We start from the raw sequence: 19,619 nt of genomic DNA, 5'->3' as shown, positions 1-19,619 counted from the left end.
ACGCTCCACGTGGATCCGGGCAGGGCTGTACGGCGGCATCGCGCTGATGGCCGCCCTGCTGGGCATCGGGTTTCTCTACGCGACGCCCAGCCCGCCCGCCGGGCCCGGCACGCCGGTTCACCAGCGGGTCACCGTCGGGGCCGCGGCGGAAAGGGCCCCGGCCCGGACCGCCGGCGCGCCGCTGAACGCGCCGGGTGTGTCGCGGGCCGGCTACCGGTCCTGCAAGTCGTCCGGCTTCAAGGGGAAAGCCTGCAAAGGGGCCGCCGGCCTCGACCGCGACCTGAAGGCGTTTCTCGCCGACTGCCGCAAGGCCGACGTGGCCGGAAGAGGCAGGAAGCCGTGTGTCACGGGCGCCGACGATGTCGCCAAGACCTATCTGAACTGCCGGTTCACGGGAAAGACGGATCGGCAGTGTGAGTCGCCCGCGGTATACGAAGCCTGCGTCTACCGGGGGGCCGGGCTGCTCTGCAAGGACGCCGTTCCGATCTATGCCGACTGCCGCGGCCCCGACGCTAATGGCGTGGTGACGAAGCGGAGAATCTGCGTCGAGGGGAACATCGAATACGAATATTGCAGGTATGCCTGGGGGGTAACTGTCAGCGGGGATGTCTGCGTGCCCGCGACGGCGGTCTACCAGGCCTGCAGGCGCGGATCGCCGGTCCTCGAATGCGAGGCCAGGAGAGACGAGTACGCGAGGACCCACCATCAGTAGTGTTCCGCGCTGGCCCAGTGTCATTTCCTGGGCCATCACCCTGCCACCTTGGAGCGTCGGAAGACCAAAAGGGCAGGCGTCAACGAATCGGCTGGGTGCCGCAGAAGACCCTCCCTCCCTGGTCCAGAGAAGAAAGAGAGGCTCGGAAAACGCGGATCGAGCCTCTCTTCCCATCTCGTCCGGCCAGGAAATCCGGCCAGGAAATCCGGCCAGAAAGTCCGGCTAGAAGGTGAATTCGCCCTTGCCCATGCCGTCTTGGAAGGCAGCCCATTCCGCCGCCGTGAACACGAGGGCGGGGCCGCCCCGGTCCTTGCTGTCTCTCACGGCGACGCGTCCACCGCTGAGGGGTGCGACCTCGACGCAGCTGCCGCCGTTGCTCCCCGATGCCCTGGCCTTGCGCCAGGCGGCCGTGAGCAGTTCGTTGTCAGTCTCCATACCTCTCCATCATCTCGCGAATGACTTTCTCGCTGACGTTCACGGGATGCGCCATGCTGCTCAGCGCATCCCACCGCACCCCAAGGGCTCGGACCTTGTCGATGTGCGTGATCACCTCACCCGTTAGCGCGCTCTCCAGATAGGCGGCATCGGGAGAGCCGTCCACCTGCGCGATTTCGAACGCGCCCAGCAGACCGGTGGTCATCCCCGCCGACAGGGGGACGACGCGTACGGTGATGCACGGATGCTTCATGACGGTGACCAGGTGTGCGAGTTGTTTGCGCATCACCTCTGCCCCGCCGATGGGTCGAAATAGCACGCTCTCGTCGATGAGGGTCGAATACATGGGCGGATTCGGCTCGTCGAACACGGCCTGGCGCTTCAGCCGGACCTTGACGGCCTTGTGCACCTGTTCTCGCGTGGTGCCGGGCTCGCCGAGCAGAACCTGTTCGGCGTATCCCTCCGTCTGGAGAAGGCCGGGAATCACCAACGGCTCGGACGTCCGGATGGTGTGGGCCGCGGCCTCGATGCCCGGCCATGGCCTGAACCATACGGGTCCCAGGTCTGTGTGGATGTCGGGCAGGAGTTCCTTCAGTTCGCCGTTGAGCCCGAGAACGCGCTCGATTTCCTCCGTGAAAGCCTCGCTCGGCGTGCGCTTGCCGCGCTCGACGGCGCCGATCTGGCTCTCGCTGTAGGTGACTCCGGGAGCTGCGGCAAGGCGTTCCTGCGACAGGCCATGACTTGTCCGGAATTTCCGCATTCGTGCGCCATACTCCGCTCGCGCGCGTAGGCGGGACTCCTGCCCGTTTGCCGTCATATCATGCCCTTTTGCCTTCCATCTCTGGCGCCCCCTACAAAGCTCACACACACCGCCGGCGGCACTTGGAGGAAAGTGGAGTCCTTTTCCCGCAACACAAAGTAACGGCATGACGCCATGCTGTGCAGAGGCTCCGGAGTTTTAGGCGCAGGCAATTCTCCGCTGCGCTGACCGTTTCAACGCTCTTCGAGGTGATTCCATGCGGTCAGGAGGGACAGCCCCGACACGGCTCCGGCGCGCCAGGCTCCACCAGGATCCGTACGCGCCTCACCGCGCCAGACTCGCCGTCAGAGGCTGGCTGGGAGCGACGCATCCGGCGCTGTACGACACCGAGCTCGTCGTCTCGGAGCTGGTGACCAACGCCGTCAAACACGCGCTCAAGGGCCCTGGCCGCGACTGGGTGCGGCTGAGCCTGGACCAGGAGCCGTCCTGCGTTCGCCTGGTCGTGACAGATCCCGGCAATCCCGGGTCCGAGCCGACGTGCAGGCCGCTCCCCGCCGACTGGAACGACTGGCTCCCGCGCATGAGACAGCCCGGCGGCATGGGCATCGCCACCGTTGTCGCGATCTGCGGCGGCGCCTGGGGGACGCACCTCACCGAGCGGGAAGAGCGCGTGGTCTGGTGCCACGTGCCCATCCACGCCCTTTGACGCGGTCACTCCGGGAGGGCGGCGGGGGAGTGAGGGGCCCGGGTCAGGCGGGCGGGGGTGGGTCTGCGCCAATATGTGAGAAAGCGCAGCAGCCACTCCACCGGCCCGTACCGGTGGCTCTTGAGCCACCAATGGCTGTAGACGACCTGGACGGCGAAAATGCCGAGGGCCATCAGCACCTCGAGCAGCGGGCTGACCCGGTCCACGAGCCCCAGCCCGTACCCAGTGAAGATCAGCGAGCAGATCAGCGACTGCGCGAGATAGTTGGACAGCGCCATGCGGCCGGGCGCCGCCAGCACCCGCGCGACGCGCGGCATGGACGGCAGCCGCCGCAGGAACGTCGCCGCGTACGCCGCCGCCAGCAGCGGTGCCGTCACCAGATCCACGGACTCGCCCCAGAACTTGTGCATCGTGCCGTGCCAGGCCGACAGCGTGTAGACGCACGCGCCCCCGAGCCCGAGCGTGAAGCCGATCCATTGCAGCGTGCCCAGTGTCCTGGTGTGGGCGGAGATGTCGCGCAGGGCGCCCAGCTTGCCGACCGCCAGGCCGATCAGGCACGCGGCCAGCACGGCGGGACCCTGGAAGAAGACGCGGAACAGGATGATCAGCGACAGCTTCCTGAGATGCTCGGTGACGATCTGCCCGACGGAGGCCATCAGAGCGGTGTCCGACTTGGCGGCCTCCGCCGCCGTGTCGGCCACCGTGCCCGCCGTGTCCAGGCCCAACGTGGCCAGCAGGGCCAGCAGCACGAAGCCGAGCGCCAGCGCCGCGGTCAGCAGCACCGCCAGCACCACCGCCGACCTGGGCTTGATCTTGCGGAGGACCAGCAGGGCCAGGCCGACGGCGGCGTACGTCGTCAGGATGTCGCCGGGGAACAGCAGCACGGCGTGCGCCAGCCCGAGCAGGAGCAGCCCGGCCAGCCGGCGCAGGAACATCGGCACGAACGGCCGCCCCTGCCGCGCCGCCGAGTCGACCTGGAGCGTGAAGCTGTAGCCGAACAGGAAGGAGAACAGCAGATAGAACTTGTTCTCCACGAGCATCGTCACGACCCACCGCACGTTCCAGTCCAGTGAGGACTGGAACGCGGGCTCCGCCATTCCGGCCATGCGGTAACCGGAGGCCAGGAAGGCGATATTGACGATGAGGATGCCGAGGAGCGAGAAACCCCGTAAGGCGTCCACAGAAGCGATTCTCGCTGCCGCGAGTCGTGCGTCGGACATGGCGGGACGTGTCTCCTGTGTCCTGAGATCGGGTTACATCATCCCGCACAAGCTGAGTGTTTCCTGTGAATTCAGTTATTTTGTGCGATGTAAATGAATCTCTCGACAATCACTGCCAGAGCCACCGCGAAAGCGGGAACCGCCAGGAACAGCAGCCGCTTGCGGGTCCTGCGCGCCCGCTTCCGGCCGTTCAGGCAGATGATCTCGTACGCGAAGAGCGCCACCCAGGTCACGCCCAGCGCGCCGATGCCCACCGGTGTCCAGGGCGAGGTGGGGTCGCCGCGCCCCTTGTACGGCCGGGGATCGGGGATCTCGGTGCCCCTGACGAACTTCTTCCAGGTGTAGAGCGCGGCGTCCTCGTTGGAGAACACCCGCTTCAGGTCGGGCGAGGCGTCCAGCGCCGCGCGGAACCTCGTCCCCCAGTCGTCCGGGAAACCATCGTTGAGCTGCAGGTAGCTCACCTGCCCGCGGCTCACGATCAGGTACGAGTTCCGCGGCTCCGCCTTCAGCGCCTGGACCGTGTCCGCGATCTGCGCAGGGTCCTTGTGCACGAGAGCCTGAACGCCGAAATTGACCAGCTCGACGTCCTTCTCGCCCCACGGCAGGGTCGGCGTGACCTCGGGACCCTTCTTGGGCACCAGGTAGAGCACCTTGGCGCTCGGCTTGTCGTGCTCGTAGATGTAGTGCAGGGCGGCCACCTCGCCCGTGGTGACCCGCTCGAACTTCTCGTTGCCGTACCTGGCCAGCAGGAACGCGAACGCGAACACCACCGCGAAGCACGCCGCCAGCACCACCGAGAGCTTCCTGGTGAACTGCGGGTTGACGCGTACCTTCCTGGGACGCAGCGGCTGGGTCTCCTCGCGCACGTCCACGCTGTCGGCGGGCAGGTTGGGGAAGAACGCGTACGCGGCCAGCAGGCACGCCCCCGGCAGCGCGAACATGTAGATCCGCAGCCCGATCTCGCCGCCGTAGCTCTGCAGCCCCAGCGCCAGCACCGGCACGCAGAGCAGGATCAGCGCCGACCGGTCGAACACCCCACGCCGCCACCGCCTGACCAGCCCGGTGGCCGCCAGGCTGAGGATCAGCGCCAGGATGCCGAGCCGCGCCTTCAGCACCAGCGCGTGCGCGGGGTCGCTGCCCTCGATCCGGTCGCCGGTGTTGCTGCGGAGGTTCTGCAGGATCCGGCCGAGCCCGCCGAAGATGGCGTCGATCTGGCCGGACCAGAAGCCCACCGTCATGTAGCTGATCCAGGCCAGCACCACCAGCCCGAGGAAGAACGGCAGTGCCCAGCTCAGCGAGGTCCGCTTGAAGATCAGGAGTGTGGTCACGACCCCGAGCATCATGAACGGCGTGATCTGGTGCGAGGCCACCGCCGCGACGAACAGCGCCAGCAGCATGAGCAGCATGAGCAGCTTGTCGACCCGGAACGTGCCGGTGTTGGCCAGCTCGCCGGGGGTCATCGCGTCCAGCTTGCCGAGCAGCTTGCGCAGCCCCTTCGGCGGGATCGGCTTCTTACGCGGCTCGACCCGGCCGAACCATCTGAGCAGGATCGCCACGAACGCCAGATACAGCGCGAACGTGAAGCCCTGTGGCGAGAAGTAGTCCTGCCCGATCCACTGCACCAGCACGAACAGCAGCGCCGCGAACCACCGGGCCCGCGTGGTGGCCACGACCTGGCGCAGGATCAGCACGAAAGGGAGCAGGTAGAGCAGGTTGGAGACGAGCGGCGTCCACTGCAGGATCGTCGTGAGGTCGGTGATGCCGGCCGCCTGCGTCACGAAGGCGAACAGCGCGAAGAAGCCGGGCCAGCCCATGCGGGCGTCAATGCTGATGGCCGACTCGCCGGTCCTGCTGATGAACTCCACGAAACCGGCATGGATGTACGCCGTGGGGAAGCGCGGCTCCGTCGCCACCAGGGCCCCGGCGCCGTGCAGGGCGAACGTGATGGCGGCGATCTGGAACAGCAGGAGGAACTTGCGGTCGCTGCTCTGGGCGACCGTGACGAAGAACGACACGATCATGATCAGGATGGCGAAGAACGCCGTCGGCGGGAGCGCCGAGATCAGGCCCAGGCCGTCGATGTCGTTCGGATCCAGGCCACGCAGCGGGCCCGGGGGGACCTTGAGGGCGAGGACGTACATGACGAGGCCCTCGAGGACCAGCACCGCGGGCAGCCACTTGGGCGCACCGGCGACCAGCGCCGCGAGCCGGCCGCCCCGCGCGCGCGGCCCGGCCGGGGCAACCTGCTGAGGCTCGGCTTCCGGCGCTGCTTCGGCGGGGGAGGTCTCGCTCGGCGGTGCTTCGGCGGGGGAGGTCTCGCTCGGCGGTGCTTCGGCAGGGGAGGTTTCGCTCGGCGGCGCTTCGGGCGCCGCCGGCGGGTGCCCGATGTGCAAGGTGGCAGGCAGTCGTACGACCGCCGTCGTGTCCGCGTCCGGCTCAACGCCGTCGCCCTCGCGTTGCGTCACGTTGACCATCATGCGACCCCGGCCGACCCGTGGGTAACAGCCTGCGTCCCTCTTTCGCCGAACCTGAGAATTCTGCGGAGGTTCCCAAGGATCAGAAGCCCCATGAGCACCTCGCTGAAGAGCAGTCCGTACCCGACCGCGTTGACGCCGGCGTACGGGAACAGCGCCACGGTGGACACCAGCACGAGAACGGCCAGCCCGATCTGCACGGCCGCCAGCATCCGCGCCCGCGACTGCGCCCGCAGCGCGCTCAGGTAGACCTCGATCAGCACCCGCGGCAGCACGGCCAGCGCCATCAGGCGCAGCAGCGTCGTGCCCTCGGCCGCGAACTCGGACCCGAAGACGGTCAGGATCAGCGGCGCGGCGATGATCGCCACGGCGATGATCGGGGTGACGATCAGGAAGGCCCGCCGCAGCGCATGACGGCAGTTCTCGGCCAGCCGGGCACGGTCGAAGGAGCCCTCGACGGTGAGCGAGACCGCCATGTTCATGGCCAGCAGCTCGATCATGCTCGCGAGGGTGTGCGCCATCGAGAAGCGCCCGAACGTGGCCTCGCCCACCCGCGTGGCCACCACCACGGGCACCAGGTAGACGATGCCCAGGATCGACAGCGTCCCGGGGAAGTCCCCGGCGAGGAACCTGCCGACCTCGCGCAGCCGGGGCGGCTCCTGCTCGGCGCGGGACTCCTTGACGTGCCTGGGCACCACGACGCCGAAGATCAGCCAGTTCACGGGGATCAGCGCGAGCGCGGTCGGGATGACCCACGAGACGAAGATCCCGCCCGACGGGAGCGCCCCGGCCAGCGCGACCAGCAGTCCCATCTTGACGATGCCGAAGAGCAGGTTGTTCACGGGTACGAACGGCGCCCTGCGCAGCCCGGTCAGCACCACGTCCTGCAGCGTGAAGACGGCCCACACCAGCACGGACGCCAGGAAGAACAGCCCGGGCCAGAAGCCGCTGAGCACCGAGTACGTCTTCCCCCACAGCGGCAGGGTCAGCAGGAACCCGAGCGCGGCGACCCCGCCCGTGGCGGCGGCCAGGACGTACCCGCGAAGGATCAGCTCGGGGGTGCGGCGGCCGGCCACCGGCAGGAAGCGGGCCAGCGCGCCCACGAACCCCAGCGCCGTCAGCGACGCGAACAGCCGCATCGCCGTGATCACCGCCTGCCCGCGGCCGAACTCCTCGGGCGAGTAGTGGTGTGCCGCCAGCAGCCAGTAGCCCATGCCGAGCACGCCGGTGACGACGGTGTTCGCCATGAGCGCGTAGCCCTGGCGGAACAGCGGATTACGCAGGTCGCCGAGGATCCTGCCCCAGAGGTTAGACATTTCCGCGCACCCGCTGCAGCCCGTACCTCGTCCGGCGCACGACCGCGTACCCCTTGGTGAGGATGCGCTCGCGCAGGTAGATGAGAGGAACGGCGCTGCCCTCGACGGCGCGTCTGAACATGGCGATGGTCGTGCCCTTTCCGACCGTCAATCGGGGGATGGCGAGCATGTCGTGGCGGTCGGCGGCGATCGTGTTGTTCACGGCGCAGGCCGCGAAATATCCGGCCTTACGGACTTCCTGGCGGACGCGGGCGCTGGAGTAGCCGTAGGGGTAGGCCATGGTGGCTACCGGCGCGCCGATCTTCTCCTCCAGCAGGCCCTTGTTCCTGCGCAGCTCCTGCCGGAGTTCTTCGGTGCGGAGCTGGTCGAGTTGGGGATGGCTGTGGCTGTGGCCGCCGATCTCGATGCCGGTCTGCGCGGCCTCGCGGGCCTGGCCCCAGCTCAGCATCCTGTCGAGAGGGCGGCCCGCCGCGTCGCTGCCCGCGTCGGACACCCAGCCACTGGTCAGGAAGACCGTGGCGGGGAACTTGTGGCGCTCGAGCAGAGGCAGCGCGTGACTGTGGAAGTCGGCGTAACCGTCGTCGAACGTCACCACGATCGGCTTGTCGGGTATCGACCGGCCGTTGTTGTGGTTGAGCGAGGCCACCAGGTCCCCCAGCGTGAGCGGGGTGAACCCGCTCTCCGACAGGTACGCGAGCTGCTCGGCCAGGTCGGACGGCCGCACCGCATGCGGGCTGGTCTCCTTGTTGGGGGTGTCGCTGACCGAGTGGTACATCAGGATCGGGATCCGGGTCATGAGCGTGCCGCCTTCAGCCGGGCGGAACCCACCACGTAACCCCAGGTCGTCCAGGCCAGCCCGACCACGATCGCGGCCGCCCTGCCGAGGCCGCCCAGGTCGCCCCGCAGCGCCTCGCCGACGCCGCGCAGAGCGCCGAGCGGCAGCGTCCTCAGCGCGTGGGCCCGCTCGCTGGCCAGGCCGTCCTGCGTGCCGACCTCCTGCGTCACCAGGGCCTTCGACAGCCCTTCCGCATAGCATCTGGATCTGAAGTAGGCGAACCGCTCGCGCTGCCTGGACACCTTGTGCCCGATCACCGCGCGCGGCTCGAAGAGCATGACCGAGCCCGGCCTGCGCTGGTTCAGACGGATGCAGAACTCCGTCTCCTCGCACCCCAGGGGGCGCGACTTGCGGCCCTGCACGCTGCGCCCGATCCCGCTGTGGAACCCGCCCACCTCGGACACGACGTCGCGCAGGAAGGCGGCGTTGCCGCCCATCACGTTACGGATCGGCGCACGTACCTCGGGCATGCCGCGGTAGGTGCAGCCGACCGTCCAGTCGAACTCGTACGGGAACCACTGTGGGCGCCTCCCCGACGCCCACAGCGGATCCGTCCGACCTCCTACGCCCACCACACCGGTTACCTGGAAGCCCTCCTCCAAAGCCTCCAGCCACCCGGGATCGGCGACCGCGTCGTCGTCGAGGAACGCGACGATCTCACCGCCGGCCGTGGCCACGCCGGTGTTCTTGCCTCCCGACAGGCCCTTCTCGTGCGTGTTCGCCACCACAGTGGCCTGCGGGTACGCGTGCTTGAGCTTGAGGTGCAGGTCGGGGTTGTGATCGACCACCAGGATCAGCTCGTGTGCCGGGCGTGTCTGGCTCTCGACCGACTCGACTGCCTGCCTGATGTCCTCCCACCGTTCCTCGGTGTAGACGCAGATGACAACAGACGTGTTCACAAGTGTTTCCTTTTATGCGACGCCTCGGTCAGCGGCGGGAGTGGCGGTCGGCTCAGGCTGAGGAGGAGCGGGCTGGCGACGCCACTCCTTCAGGATGGTCTTGAGCACGCGGAAGCCATCTCGTACGGCGCGAAGGTTGCTCTCGCCGTGAATGCGGGTGCGTTCGTGACTCGGCACCTCGTGCACCTTCAGCCCGGCCTTGGCGGCCCGCACGTTCATCAGCGTCTCCACCTCGAAGCCGTCGCAGTCGAGGTCGAGCACGTCGAGGTGGCGGGCCCAGAAGGCGTTGTAGCCGTAGCACAGATCGGTGTATCTGGTGCCGTACAGGACGTTGACGATCGTGGTTAAGACCTTGTTGCCGAGCCGCCGGTTGAGCGTCAGGTCGTCGCTGCCGCCGCCGGCCGCGTGGCGTGAGCCCTTGACGAAGTCGGCGCCCGTCACCAGGGCCCCCACGAAGGAGATGATCTCGCGGCCGTCGGTCGAGCCGTCGGCGTCGATCATCACGATGATGTCGCTGGTGCACGCCGCGAAACCGGCTGCCAGGGCGTCACCCTTGCCCCTGCCGGTCTGCGTGACCACTTTCAGGTTCGGCCGCAGCCGCCTGGCCACGGCCACCGTGTCGTCGACGGAGTTGCCGTCGACGAGCACGATCTCGTCCACCCACTTCGGGATCGTGGCGAAGACGTGCGGCAGGTTCTCTGCCTCGTTCATCGCCGGTACGACCACGCTCACCGTCGGGGAAATGGCCAGGTGAGGCGTGACCGGCGTGAAGCTGGTGGGTGGCGGCATCGACCGCAAGGGTGCTGCCTGCGGTTTGCCGTTGTGCTTGGCTATCTCGGGACTCATGGCGAGGGAGATCCTTCCGGGACCCCTCCCCGCCGCGAGCCGGACGCGGCCACACCCGGGTGCCGAGGGAATGGCGAAGCCGGTGAACGATGCATCGAAGGGTCCTGTGCTGTGAGGGTGTCTGCCGGGGACTCGGAAGCGCTCAGCGTGCTCCCGTTGGTTCTTTCACTACTGAGTTGGGTGACTCTTGCTGCTGCATCGAGGTACGCATTCGACCGAAGCCCTTGAGCACACGGTCGGCCGCCCTATAAAGAGACGGTCGTTCCATGACGATTGTTCGGGCCTTGTTGAAAGGAGTTCGGCCCATCCAGTGGACCGCGGCTGCCGCGGAGGGTCGTGAGATGCGACCTTCGGCGACGTACAAGACTCCGCTCTTGAGCCAGTCTTTGTACTCTTTGCCGCCTTTGCCCATATCCACCATGTGCAGCCCGTCGTTCGCGGCGGCCTCGGCCATCTGGAGATGGTGCACGATACCCGGTGAATAACGGCCGAACTCGGTGTCGTAGGCGGGGAACCACCCTACAAGCGTGGTGGCCGTTCGGAGGCCGAAATGCCCGGCAACCGGGACATCCCCGGCATAAAGCATGGTCAGGACACCTGCGAAGTCCGATGACTTTTCGGCATGCATCATGTCCGTCAATTCGACGATCCACGGCTGGGCGAATCTATCCACCCGGCCAGTTCTTCGATACTGGTCGGACTTCCAGGTCAGCAGCGTGCGCAGCACCTCGGGGTCGGCCGAGGCCCACTCGAAGCGCAGCTCGCCCTGTTCCCGGCCGAGCTTGCGCTCCTTGTAGCGGACGGTCTTGAGGTTTTTCGGGGAATTGGACTTGACCTGCTCGAGCCAGGCGTCGAACCCGGAGGTGAAGTCCATGACCGGAGCGGGCCGGACATCCTGTTCGTAGGGCGCGAAGGTCGGCTGGCCCGCCACCAGGTGGTCGAAGTCGAACACGCTGAGCTTGCAGGCCCGCAGCAGCGCCTTGGCGTCGAGCTGCAGCTCGGGGGTCGAAATTAACCCGTGGCACGTGGTGAGGAAGCCGCCGAGCGGCTTGCCGATGCCGAAGCTGTGCCGCTCGTGCGGGAAGAACCCCACGATGCCGTCGGTGTCGGAGATCACCGCCACCCTCACGTAATCGCGCAGGCGGTCCATCGCCACTGCGAATTCGAGCGAAAGGAATGGATTGTCCAGCCTCGAATCGGCTTTCTGGAGTTCCCGCCATCGGCTCCGCTCGGAGTCCCCGAGCTCTCCCGGCCGTATTACCTGGATGTTCACCTGGCCCCCTGCCGCGTCTGCATGCTCTTCCCCCGGTACAACACGCGAAGCACGTACATGAACCCTCCGAGCACGGCGACCGTCGCGACGCCTGCCCGGGGCGACCACGCGCCGAACATCAACATCGCCTGAGCGAGAAGCACGTTGAGTACGAGACTTGCCGCAGCCCCTACTGATAACGCGGCAAGGGGGTCACGATCGCGCAACAGTCCTACAACCGCCGCACCTGGAACGACCAGAAGGAACAGAGAGATCAAAAATGGGCGCAACGGCGTGTTTATGTCGAAAAGCGCCACAACTGCTCCAGCTATGCAGGCGAGAGCCACCAGCCACTTCAGTACCCTGCGGTGCTGCTTGAGCATCCTTCTCTCCTGCTCTGTTATCAAAGCACTACTGATCGCTATTTCATGGGACCAATCTGTGCCATGGGACGTCAATGCCGACGCTTGGCGACGCACCCTGGTTTACCGGCATACAAAGATTTTCTCGTGGGGTTTCAACGCGTAGTCAAGGGGTTTCGGCCTCGGGCCTGCTTCCAGACACACCACAATGCCCTATGTGGACAGTCGTCTTCGAGTGAAGGGTCAAATCATCCATTTATGTCGGCTATAAATGCCGATCTACACAATGGTGATCTTTTAGCCGTCGAGATTTTCGGCGTCGTCCGCGGACGCGGTCTCGGAGGGCGACGCGCTGGGCTCGGCGGAGGCCGTCGGCTCACGGGTCGGCTCGGACGTCTGCCCCGTACGGCCGTTCCAGGTCAGCGAGCAGCTCGCGGTGCCGCCGTTCGAGGTGAAGGTGACGCGGCCCCTGCCCGAGCTGTCCGGGTCGAGGACCGTCACCCAGATCGCCACGGAGCCGCCGGCCTTGATCGACCCGCTCGCCGGGAACACGTCCAGTCCTGGCGAGGCGGTCGCCACCCACGAGACCGCGGCGTTGCGGGCTCGGATCCCGATCTTGGCCGCGCCGTCGAGCGCCTGCGGGCACGAGGTGCCGAGCCGGGCGCCGGGTGCCGGCCTGCGGCGGGCGGGGGTCGGGACGGTCGCCTGCCTGGCGCTCGGCCGCGCCGTCGGGGTGGCGCGGCCGGAGGGGGTGCGGCTGGGCGTGGGGGCCGGCGTGAGCTCGTCCTGCTCGTCCGTGGGCTCGGGCGTCGGCGGGTCCTCCGTGGTGTCCTCCGTGGTGTCCTCCCCAGGGCTCTCCTCGAGGGAGACGGTGGGCGAGGGCGCGGCCCGCAGGGGAGTGTCATCGGAGGCGTCGCCGCCGTTGATCGCGACCATGGCCCCCGTCGCGGCCAGCACGCACGCGCCCGCCAGCAGGACCGGCGCCAGGCGGCGCGGTCTGCGTCGCCGCGAGCGGGGCTCGACGGCCACGGGGAAGCCGGCCTTGTCGAAGCTGTCCCCGCGATCGGTGATCAGGGTGCGGGTCTGGTCGCGTTCGGGGTTGACGCACGTGTCGATCACGCGGCGGCGCAGCGAGATGGGCGGGTACGCGACCGGCACCATGTCCAGGAGCCGCCCCGCCGAGACCTGCCGGTGCCGGCCCTCGGTGCACACCTCGCATCCGCCGATGTGCCCCGACAGCCGCCGCCGCAGCAGCGGGGTGAGCGGGGACTCGCAGCCGTCCAGCATGGCTGACAGGTCAGGGCAGTGCGCCCGGCCCGTCCTGGCCAGCACCACGGCGGCGGCGGCGTTCTCCAGGTGGTCGCGGGCCCTGCCGAGCCTGCCCACCGCCTGCCGCGAGGTCAGCCCGAGCACCGCGCCGACCTCGGCCGGCGTCAGGCCGTGGCGCAGCGACAGCTCCAGGACCTCGCGCTCGCTCCTGCTCAGCTCGCCCAGCGTCTCGTGGACCAGGTCGGCCAGCTCGGGGTCGTCGTGCTCCTCGAGCACCGGCAGCGGCATGCCCTCAGCGGGCGTCCGATGCGCCAGCCTGGCCCGCACCTGGAACCTGGTCAGCGCGTACAGCCAGGCGCGCAGCCTGGCCGGCTCCTTCAGCCGGTGCACGCACCCCTGCGCGGTGACCAGGGCGTCGTGCACGGCGTCCGCGGCCACGTCGGCGGCGAAGGAGGCGGCGTAGTCGTGCAGCCGCTCGGCGTAGGAGTCGTACAGCTTGGCGGGAGCGTCGGTGTGCGCGCGGCGCAGAGCCTCGACCAGCTCATGCTCCTCGGCGCGACCGATGGACGGCCATCCGGGCACGGATCCCCTCCCCGCGGGTAGAACGGGCACTCAAGCCCCACGCGGAGAGGACGCGGCCTCGTCATGACGGGTTCGCCCGCCATGCCCAACCGCTATGCGTGCTTATGGCCTCTGCTCCGCAGAGGCGGGTTCGGTCGCTTGGAGCCGTCGCCTTCCCTCGTCACTCCGGTCGCTACGCTCCCTGCGTTCCTCAGTCCAGGCGACGGCGCTCCCTCACCCGTCGCAGTTGGGGGTGCAGAGGCGGCGTTCCATGCCCTGGAGGAAGAAGTCGCGCACCTGGAGGATGTTCTTGGCGATGTACGCCTCGCCGCCCGTGGCCTTGGCCAGGGCGTCCATCTGCTGCTTGCCCTTCTCGGCCTCCGGACCGAACGCGATCAGCAGGATGCTGACGGGCCGCTTCGGGTTGTAGGTCTTCTTCAGGAACTGCAGGATCTCGCCGTTCTTCACGCCGCCGTCCGGGTCGTCGTTGCCGGCGCCGTCCGTGAGGATGACCATCGTGTTGATCTTGTCTTCCGCGTATGTCTTGGTCATCTGCGTGTACGCGGCCTTGATCGTGTCGTTCAGCCCGGTGTCGCCCGTGGCCTTGGCCTGGATCGAGGCGAACGTCTTGACCATCATGTCCTTGCGGAGCGTCCCGTTGATCGACTCGCTGAGCGGGCCCACGGAGACGAGCTCCTTCCAGTCCCTGCCCTGTCCGTCCATGTGCGTGGAGAACGTCCACAGGCCCAGCTCGGAGTCGGCGGGGAACAGGCCGAGGCCCTCGGTGGCGATCTTGTTGATGGCCTGCATGCGGGTCATCCCCGTACCGGGGACGGGCAGCGCCATCGTGCCGGAGACGTCGAGCAGCGTGAGCAGGCGGCTGCCGAGGTTCAGCCTGGACCAGGTCTGCACCATCCTGGCGACGGTCGCGCCGTCCGGCGGCTCCAGGGCCGGCGGCGTCTCAGGCGTGAACCCCTTGTCCTTCGAGAGCGCGTCGCCCGCCTTGCCGTCCGTGCTCCGGAAGCCCGCCTCGCGCAGGACCTTCTTGGCCGACTCCGTGGCGAGGTCCTGCTTGAAGTCCGCCGCGGCCTTGAGCACCGACGGATCCTTGGTGAGGATCGTGACCGGGTAGTCGAGGCTCAGCGTGCCTTCCTTCGGATAGAGCGCGACCACCGGGTTCTCCGGCTTTTTCGCGTTGTGGGCGTAGATGGCCTGCTCGGAGGCGACGCCGACGGGCACCCTGCTGCCCGACTTCACCGTGAGGCTCGCCAGCAGCGCCGTCGAGTCGGACGCGAGCTGCCCCGACAGCTCCTTCAGCGCGCCGACCAGGGCCTTGTCCTGCTTGGCCTCCTTCGCCGCGCCGGCGGCGGCCAGCAGCGCGGCCAGCCCGGCGGAGTTCTTCTGGGGGTCGAGCGCGAGCACGCGGACCTTCTTGCCCGGACCGTCCACGTTGGCCACGTTCGCCGCCGAGATCATCGCCGCCCAGCTCGGCTGGAGGGTGCCGGTCAGTTTCGACGCGAACGACTTGGCCGCCGCCAGCACCACGGGCGAGGCCGCGATCGAGCCGTCCACCTGCGGCAGCGCCTGGCCGGCCGGGGTGGTGCGCAGGCTCTCCATCAGCAGGCTGGAGTCGGCCACCCAGAAGTCGGCGTTGACCTTGCCCGCTGCCACCGCGTTCGCGGTCCTGGCCGCGGCCTCCTTAGCCACCGTCACCTCGACGCACTTGCTGTCTATCGAGTGCATGGCCTTGTTGTAGTTGCCCGCGATCTTGTTGAGGGCGGGCTGGATGTCGGGGGTGGCGACGACGCGCAGCGCCAGCTTGCCGCCCGAGCAGTCGTGATCGCGGTTGAAGATGACGAACGCGGCGACACCGAGGAGCACGGCCAGCGCGACGGCACCGGCCAGCGGCACGATCACCCTGCCGCGACCGCTGCTGGAGCGTCTGCGGGCCGGGGGTTCGTGCGATCTGTATCCGCCGTCGAGCTCGTCTGTGCGGTGTCGCCCCACGATGTCCTCTTAGCTATGGCTTGAACTTTCTCGGAGACCCTAGCGGGAGATGCTCCGCAATACTCCGGGAACGATACTCGGTGTGCTGAGTGTGGGAAAACAGCCCTTTTGGTGCGGTGATTACCGTCTGTAGGTGATGTTTCCTATCTGTGTGATGTTTTCGGAGAGGTATGGGTGATCGGCGGATGGAGTGGCTAATGGCAGCAGCCGTGGCCACGCCAGGCCCGTCCGCCCTCCCGAACGGCGACCCCGGCCAGCGCCACCGCCACGGCCGGATCGACCCACCACCAGCCCAGCGTGTTGAGCCACAGGCTCGCCAGCACCCCTGCCGCCATGGCGGCGCAGATGAGGTTCTGCGCGCCCTCTCCCGACGTGGCCGCGGACGCCAGCCGCGCCCCGAGCCGCCGCTTGGCGATCCCCAGAGCAGGCATGCTGATCAGGCTGAACGTGGTCACCAGAATCCCCAGCACGCTAGGCGCGGACCGCTGCCCGGCGTCCAGGTCGTAGACCACATGGAGGACGAGGTAGGGCGCGAGCAGCCAGCAGCTCACCGCGACCGCCCGCCGGGCGGTGCGCTCCGCGCTCAGCGAGAGCGTGCGGGCGCCGGTGAACCGCCACACCACGATCAGGCTGGCCGCCGCCTCCACGAACGACGACAGGCCCCACCCGATCAGCGCCAGGGAATGCGCCGCGAAGCCGGCTGCCAGGCCCAGTGTGCTCTCGATGCCCAGCCAGACAAGCGTGGCGATCGAGAGCGAACGGGCGGCGCGGGCAGCGCGCAGCCACTCTGCTGACGCGGCCGGATGCTCATGAATCCGCTGGTCAGGCACCATGACCCTCCGCACTCCCCGGCTATCCGGCCGTCGACAGCGATATGTAATGTACCCACTACGTACCGTAACGTAGCGTCCGGGCGGCAAAGGATGGACAAGTTTGCCCGCATAATGAGCGCTGATCGCAACGGAGGGGGGCCCGGTTTGCCGTTCACGCCCAGTCACATGGCCGCGGTGGTGCCGCTGATGTCGTCGCCGCGCGTACGCAGGTTCGCCGATCCGTGGGCGCTGGCGCTCGGGGCGATGGTCCCCGACCTGCCGATCTTCCTGCCGTTCCTGCCCGACTACGGCAAATGGCACTCCTGGGTCGGCGTGGTCACCATCGACCTCGCCTCCGTCCTGCTGCTGCTGCCGCTCTTCCACGGCGTCTTCAGGGAACCCCTGATCTCGCTGCTCCCGCCCTCGCTCGGGGGCCGCGCCGCCGTCCTGGCCTCCTCGCGGCCCCAACTCGTCCCCATGGCCGTCGGAGCGGTGATCGGCGCGGCCTCCCACGTCTTCTGGGACTCCTTCACGCACTCCAGCGGCCCCGGAGAGTGGGGTGACTGGCTGTCGATCCGGGTGTTCGGCGTGATCAGGCTCTTCCGGCTGCTGCAGTACGTCTCGTCCGTGATCGGCCTGGCCATCGTGCTGTGGTGGGGATGGCGCGGCCTGTCCCGGATGGCGGACAGTCCCGTGCCCGAACGCCTGCGGGTCAGCCGGCGCGTGCGGGGGCTCGTCATGCTGCTGTGCTCGATCGGCACGATCGCGGGCGCGTTCCTCTGGCCTCTCGTGGACGAGCCCGCTCCGGAGCTCGGCATCCCCAGCGTGCTCACCAAGACGGGCGCGGGCACCTTGATCGGCCTGTGCCTGGTGCTGACCTGCTATGCGACCGTCTGGCAGGTCAGGCAGCGCATGGCACTATCGGAAGGTGCTTGAGTATGTAACCGACGCCGACGACCCCCGCCTGTCCGACTACACCCGGCTCAGGGACGTGGAGCTGCGCAAGAGCCTGGAGGCCTCGCGCGGCCTGTTCCTGGCGGAGGGGGAGAAGGTGATCAGGCGGGCCATCGGCGCCGGCTATCCGATCCGCTCGGTCCTGACCACGCGCCGCTGGCTGGCCTCGCTCGAGGACGTCCTCGGGGACGCGCTCGTCTACGTGGTGAGCGACGAGATCATGTCGGGCATCGCGGGCTTCCAGGTCCATCGCGGTGCCCTGGCCTCGATGGAGCGCCTCCCCCTGCCCTCCGTCGAGACCCTGCTGAAGGGGCACGCGCGGCGGCTGCTCGTCCTGGAGGACCTGGTGGACCACTCCAACGTCGGAGTTGCGAAACAACACCCTCGGCGGATTCTGGTTCTAGAGGATTTGGTTGATCACAGCAACGTTGGCGCGATCTTCAGGTCGGCGGCTGCGTTGGGGGTGGACGCGATCATCTTGTCGCCCCGGTGCGCCGATCCGCTGTACCGGCGGGCGGTGAAGGTCTCGATGGGGGCGGTGTTCTCGATCCCGTACGCGCGTATGGACAACTGGTTCGAGGGGCTGTCGCAGTTGCGGGAAGCAGGTTTCCAGACGCTGGCTCTAACCCCGGATCAGACGACCACACCCATAGACACGGTCAAGCTGGGGGATCGGGTGGCGCTGTTGCTGGGTTCCGAAGGCGATGGGCTGTCGTCCCACTGGCTGGAGGAGGCCGATGAGGCGGTGTGTATCCCCATGAGCGCGGCGGCGATGGCAGCGGGCGTGGACTCGCTGAACGTCGTGGCTGCGGCGGCCATCGCTTGCCATGGACTGATGAGGTCAGCGGAGTTGCCGCGCTAAGTGCCCGTGTACAAACTGATCGTCAGGTTGATTTGGGAGATGCGGATCGTGTGAGTCGTCGTCCCATGAGGATGATCATCGCCCACAAGACCATGGCCTCGTGATGCTCGGATAACCGCTCATAGTCCCGCACGCACCGCCTGCGCTGGGAGATCCACGACAGCGTCCTTTCCACCACCCACCTACTAGTTACGTGGAATCTGGCCGCAGGGAACATCATCTCTCTGCGGAGCCACCACGAACTGAGGAGATGGGTTGGGCGGCACGGTGGTGCTGGAGGAGAAATGGCCGGTCCTGGTCAGGCACGAGCGGGCGGCCGAATGGCTGCGGGTGTGGACCGATCTCGGGCGGGCACCTCGGACGATCGACGCGTACGCGCGAGGGCTGGCCGAGTACCTGGCTATGTGCGACCGGGAGGGCGTCGACCCGCTGGCCGCGAACCGGGCGCACGTCGCCGCCTACGTGCGTGAGCTGACTGAGCGTCCCAGCCACAAGGGCGCGAACGTGATGTCGATCGACTCCGGGTCGGGCCTAGCCAACGCCACCATCCAGCAGCGGTTGGTTCCCGTCCGGCTGTTCTACGACTACCTGATGGAGGAAGGGCTGCGGGAGTTCAACCCGGTCGGCCGGGGCCGTTACACGCCCGGTCGTCGTCACGGCGGGCATCGGCGGGGCCTGGTGCCGAGGCTGACCAAGCTGCCGTGGATCCCCACTGAGCAGCAGTGGACGGACATCCTGGCTGTCGCCGCTGATGAGCCGGTCCGCAACCGGGTGATGCTCGCGTTGGCATACGACGCGGCGTTGCGCCGGGAGGAGTTGTGCTCGCTGCGCACCGATGACCTGGACCCGGCCCACCGGACGCTGCGGGTGCGGGCAGAGACGACGAAGAACCGACGGGAGCGTGTGGTGCCGTACTCCGCGCCTACCGGCGTGCTGCTGTCCGGCTACCTTACTCACCGCGCCACGATCAGCCGGGCACGCGGGCCGCTGTTCCTGTCGGAGTCGCGCCGCAACCACGCTCAACCGCTGAGCCTGTGGACCTGGTCCAAGGTCGTCCGCCGGATCGCCCTGGCCGCCGGCCTCCCGCGTTTCTCCACCCACACCACCCGGCACCTGTGCCTGACCGACCTGGCCCGGATGGGGTGGGAACTGCACGCCATCGCCACCTTCGCCGGCCACCGCTCGACCGACTCGACGCTCACCTACATTCACTTGTCCGGCCGCGACCTGGCGGACAAGCTCACCAAGGGCATGAATCAGATCCATGCCTGGCGCGTGGAGATGCTCGCCCGCCTCGGCGAGCAGGGGCTCGGAGCCGTGCGCCGGTGACCCTTTCG

Annotated in this window: 18 protein-coding genes; 5 read left to right on the top strand and 13 right to left on the bottom strand. The window is 67.9% G+C overall.

Going from position 1 to position 19,619, the window contains the following annotated elements; genetic code table 11:
* Positions 1–46 precede the first annotated feature (46 nt).
* Complete coding sequence (locus ABD830_RS23205) at positions 47–712, top strand: hypothetical protein (RefSeq protein WP_344990838.1); 666 nt, start codon at positions 47–49, stop codon at positions 710–712.
* 222 nt (positions 713–934) lie between these two features.
* Here the strand turns inward: ABD830_RS23205 and ABD830_RS23200 are convergent, their stop codons facing one another.
* The gene (locus ABD830_RS23200) at positions 935–1,147 is read right to left on the bottom strand and encodes a DUF397 domain-containing protein (RefSeq protein ID WP_344990835.1); all 213 of its coding nucleotides are present in this window, start codon (positions 1,145–1,147) and stop codon (positions 935–937) included.
* Positions 1,137–1,964: a helix-turn-helix domain-containing protein gene (locus ABD830_RS23195; RefSeq protein WP_344990833.1), complete on the bottom strand. Its 828-nt coding sequence runs from the start codon at positions 1,962–1,964 to the stop codon at positions 1,137–1,139. The genes ABD830_RS23200 and ABD830_RS23195 overlap by 11 nt, the downstream gene beginning before the upstream one ends.
* A gap of 199 nt (positions 1,965–2,163) precedes the next feature.
* On the opposite strand from ABD830_RS23195, the gene ABD830_RS23190 reads away from it, so the two are divergent.
* Entirely contained in the window at positions 2,164–2,613 is a 450-nt protein-coding gene (locus ABD830_RS23190; protein WP_344990831.1) for an ATP-binding protein, read from the top strand.
* A gap of 5 nt (positions 2,614–2,618) precedes the next feature.
* Here the strand turns inward: ABD830_RS23190 and ABD830_RS23185 are convergent, their stop codons facing one another.
* From ABD830_RS23185 to ABD830_RS23135, 11 genes are all read right to left on the bottom strand, one after another.
* On the bottom strand, positions 2,619–3,794 hold the full coding sequence (locus ABD830_RS23185) for a DUF418 domain-containing protein (protein ID WP_344990828.1): 1,176 nt from the start codon (positions 3,792–3,794) through the stop codon (positions 2,619–2,621).
* Positions 3,795–3,904: 110 nt separating this feature from the next.
* On the bottom strand, positions 3,905–6,298 hold the full coding sequence (locus ABD830_RS23180; protein WP_344990825.1) for a hypothetical protein: 2,394 nt from the start codon (positions 6,296–6,298) through the stop codon (positions 3,905–3,907).
* 8 nt (positions 6,299–6,306) lie between these two features.
* Entirely contained in the window at positions 6,307–7,623 is a 1,317-nt protein-coding gene (locus ABD830_RS23175) for a lipopolysaccharide biosynthesis protein (protein ID WP_344990823.1), read from the bottom strand.
* On the bottom strand, positions 7,616–8,419 hold the full coding sequence (locus ABD830_RS23170) for a polysaccharide deacetylase family protein (RefSeq protein WP_344990820.1): 804 nt from the start codon (positions 8,417–8,419) through the stop codon (positions 7,616–7,618). Before ABD830_RS23170 ends, ABD830_RS23175 begins: the two co-directional genes overlap by 8 nt.
* Positions 8,416–9,357, bottom strand: coding sequence for a glycosyltransferase family 2 protein (locus ABD830_RS23165; RefSeq protein ID WP_344990817.1), 942 nt, complete (start codon positions 9,355–9,357; stop codon positions 8,416–8,418). The genes ABD830_RS23170 and ABD830_RS23165 overlap by 4 nt, the downstream gene beginning before the upstream one ends.
* A 12-nt stretch (positions 9,358–9,369) precedes the next feature.
* Positions 9,370–10,203, bottom strand: coding sequence for a glycosyltransferase family 2 protein (locus tag ABD830_RS23160; RefSeq protein ID WP_344990814.1), 834 nt, complete (start codon positions 10,201–10,203; stop codon positions 9,370–9,372).
* Between the two features lie 142 nt (positions 10,204–10,345).
* On the bottom strand, positions 10,346–11,476 hold the full coding sequence (locus tag ABD830_RS23155; protein ID WP_344990812.1) for a GNAT family N-acetyltransferase: 1,131 nt from the start codon (positions 11,474–11,476) through the stop codon (positions 10,346–10,348).
* Positions 11,473–11,838, bottom strand: a complete 366-nt coding sequence (locus tag ABD830_RS23150; protein WP_344990809.1) for a hypothetical protein — start codon at positions 11,836–11,838, stop codon at positions 11,473–11,475. Before ABD830_RS23150 ends, ABD830_RS23155 begins: the two co-directional genes overlap by 4 nt.
* A 276-nt stretch (positions 11,839–12,114) precedes the next feature.
* Positions 12,115–13,668, bottom strand: a complete 1,554-nt coding sequence (locus ABD830_RS23145; protein ID WP_344990806.1) for a sigma-70 family RNA polymerase sigma factor — start codon at positions 13,666–13,668, stop codon at positions 12,115–12,117.
* A gap of 213 nt (positions 13,669–13,881) precedes the next feature.
* The gene (locus tag ABD830_RS23140; RefSeq protein WP_344990803.1) at positions 13,882–15,654 is read right to left on the bottom strand and encodes a substrate-binding domain-containing protein; all 1,773 of its coding nucleotides are present in this window, start codon (positions 15,652–15,654) and stop codon (positions 13,882–13,884) included.
* A gap of 194 nt (positions 15,655–15,848) precedes the next feature.
* Positions 15,849–16,487, bottom strand: coding sequence for a cation diffusion facilitator family transporter (locus ABD830_RS23135; RefSeq protein WP_344990800.1), 639 nt, complete (start codon positions 16,485–16,487; stop codon positions 15,849–15,851).
* Between the two features lie 90 nt (positions 16,488–16,577).
* Here ABD830_RS23135 and ABD830_RS23130 point away from each other — a divergent pair, with 90 nt between their 5' ends.
* From ABD830_RS23130 to ABD830_RS23120, 3 genes are all read left to right on the top strand, one after another.
* Positions 16,578–17,402 (top strand): DUF4184 family protein, encoded by an 825-nt coding sequence (locus ABD830_RS23130; protein ID WP_344990797.1) that lies wholly within the window; start codon positions 16,578–16,580, stop codon positions 17,400–17,402.
* Positions 17,350–18,282: a TrmH family RNA methyltransferase gene (locus tag ABD830_RS23125; RefSeq protein ID WP_344990794.1), complete on the top strand. Its 933-nt coding sequence runs from the start codon at positions 17,350–17,352 to the stop codon at positions 18,280–18,282. Before ABD830_RS23130 ends, ABD830_RS23125 begins: the two co-directional genes overlap by 53 nt.
* A gap of 255 nt (positions 18,283–18,537) precedes the next feature.
* Complete coding sequence (locus tag ABD830_RS23120; protein WP_344988560.1) at positions 18,538–19,611, top strand: tyrosine-type recombinase/integrase; 1,074 nt, start codon at positions 18,538–18,540, stop codon at positions 19,609–19,611.
* Positions 19,612–19,619: the final 8 nt, after the last annotated feature.

Source organism: Nonomuraea helvata (genome assembly GCF_039535785.1).
Classification (GTDB): Bacteria; Actinomycetota; Actinomycetes; order Streptosporangiales; family Streptosporangiaceae; genus Nonomuraea; species Nonomuraea helvata.
Note: the sequence above shows the minus strand (reverse complement) of the source record. Positions and strands in the feature narration are given on the sequence as shown.

What these genes read in the sequence shown, in the direction of transcription:
- ABD830_RS23150 (WP_344990809.1), bottom strand. Translation starts at nt 11,838, where the DNA reads ATGCTCAAGCAGCACCGCAGGGTACTGAAGTGGCTGGTGGCTCTCGCC.
- ABD830_RS23200 (WP_344990835.1), bottom strand. Translation starts at nt 1,147, where the DNA reads ATGGAGACTGACAACGAACTGCTCACGGCCGCCTGGCGCAAGGCCAGG.
- ABD830_RS23160 (WP_344990814.1), bottom strand. Translation starts at nt 10,203, where the DNA reads ATGAGTCCCGAGATAGCCAAGCACAACGGCAAACCGCAGGCAGCACCC.
- ABD830_RS23190 (WP_344990831.1), top strand. Translation starts at nt 2,164, where the DNA reads ATGCGGTCAGGAGGGACAGCCCCGACACGGCTCCGGCGCGCCAGGCTC.
- ABD830_RS23175 (WP_344990823.1), bottom strand. Translation starts at nt 7,623, where the DNA reads ATGTCTAACCTCTGGGGCAGGATCCTCGGCGACCTGCGTAATCCGCTG.
- ABD830_RS23205 (WP_344990838.1), top strand. Translation starts at nt 47, where the DNA reads ATGGCCGCCCTGCTGGGCATCGGGTTTCTCTACGCGACGCCCAGCCCG.
- ABD830_RS23195 (WP_344990833.1), bottom strand. Translation starts at nt 1,964, where the DNA reads ATGACGGCAAACGGGCAGGAGTCCCGCCTACGCGCGCGAGCGGAGTAT.
- ABD830_RS23125 (WP_344990794.1), top strand. Translation starts at nt 17,350, where the DNA reads ATGCGACCGTCTGGCAGGTCAGGCAGCGCATGGCACTATCGGAAGGTG.
- ABD830_RS23135 (WP_344990800.1), bottom strand. Translation starts at nt 16,487, where the DNA reads ATGGTGCCTGACCAGCGGATTCATGAGCATCCGGCCGCGTCAGCAGAG.
- ABD830_RS23170 (WP_344990820.1), bottom strand. Translation starts at nt 8,419, where the DNA reads ATGACCCGGATCCCGATCCTGATGTACCACTCGGTCAGCGACACCCCC.
- ABD830_RS23130 (WP_344990797.1), top strand. Translation starts at nt 16,578, where the DNA reads ATGGACAAGTTTGCCCGCATAATGAGCGCTGATCGCAACGGAGGGGGG.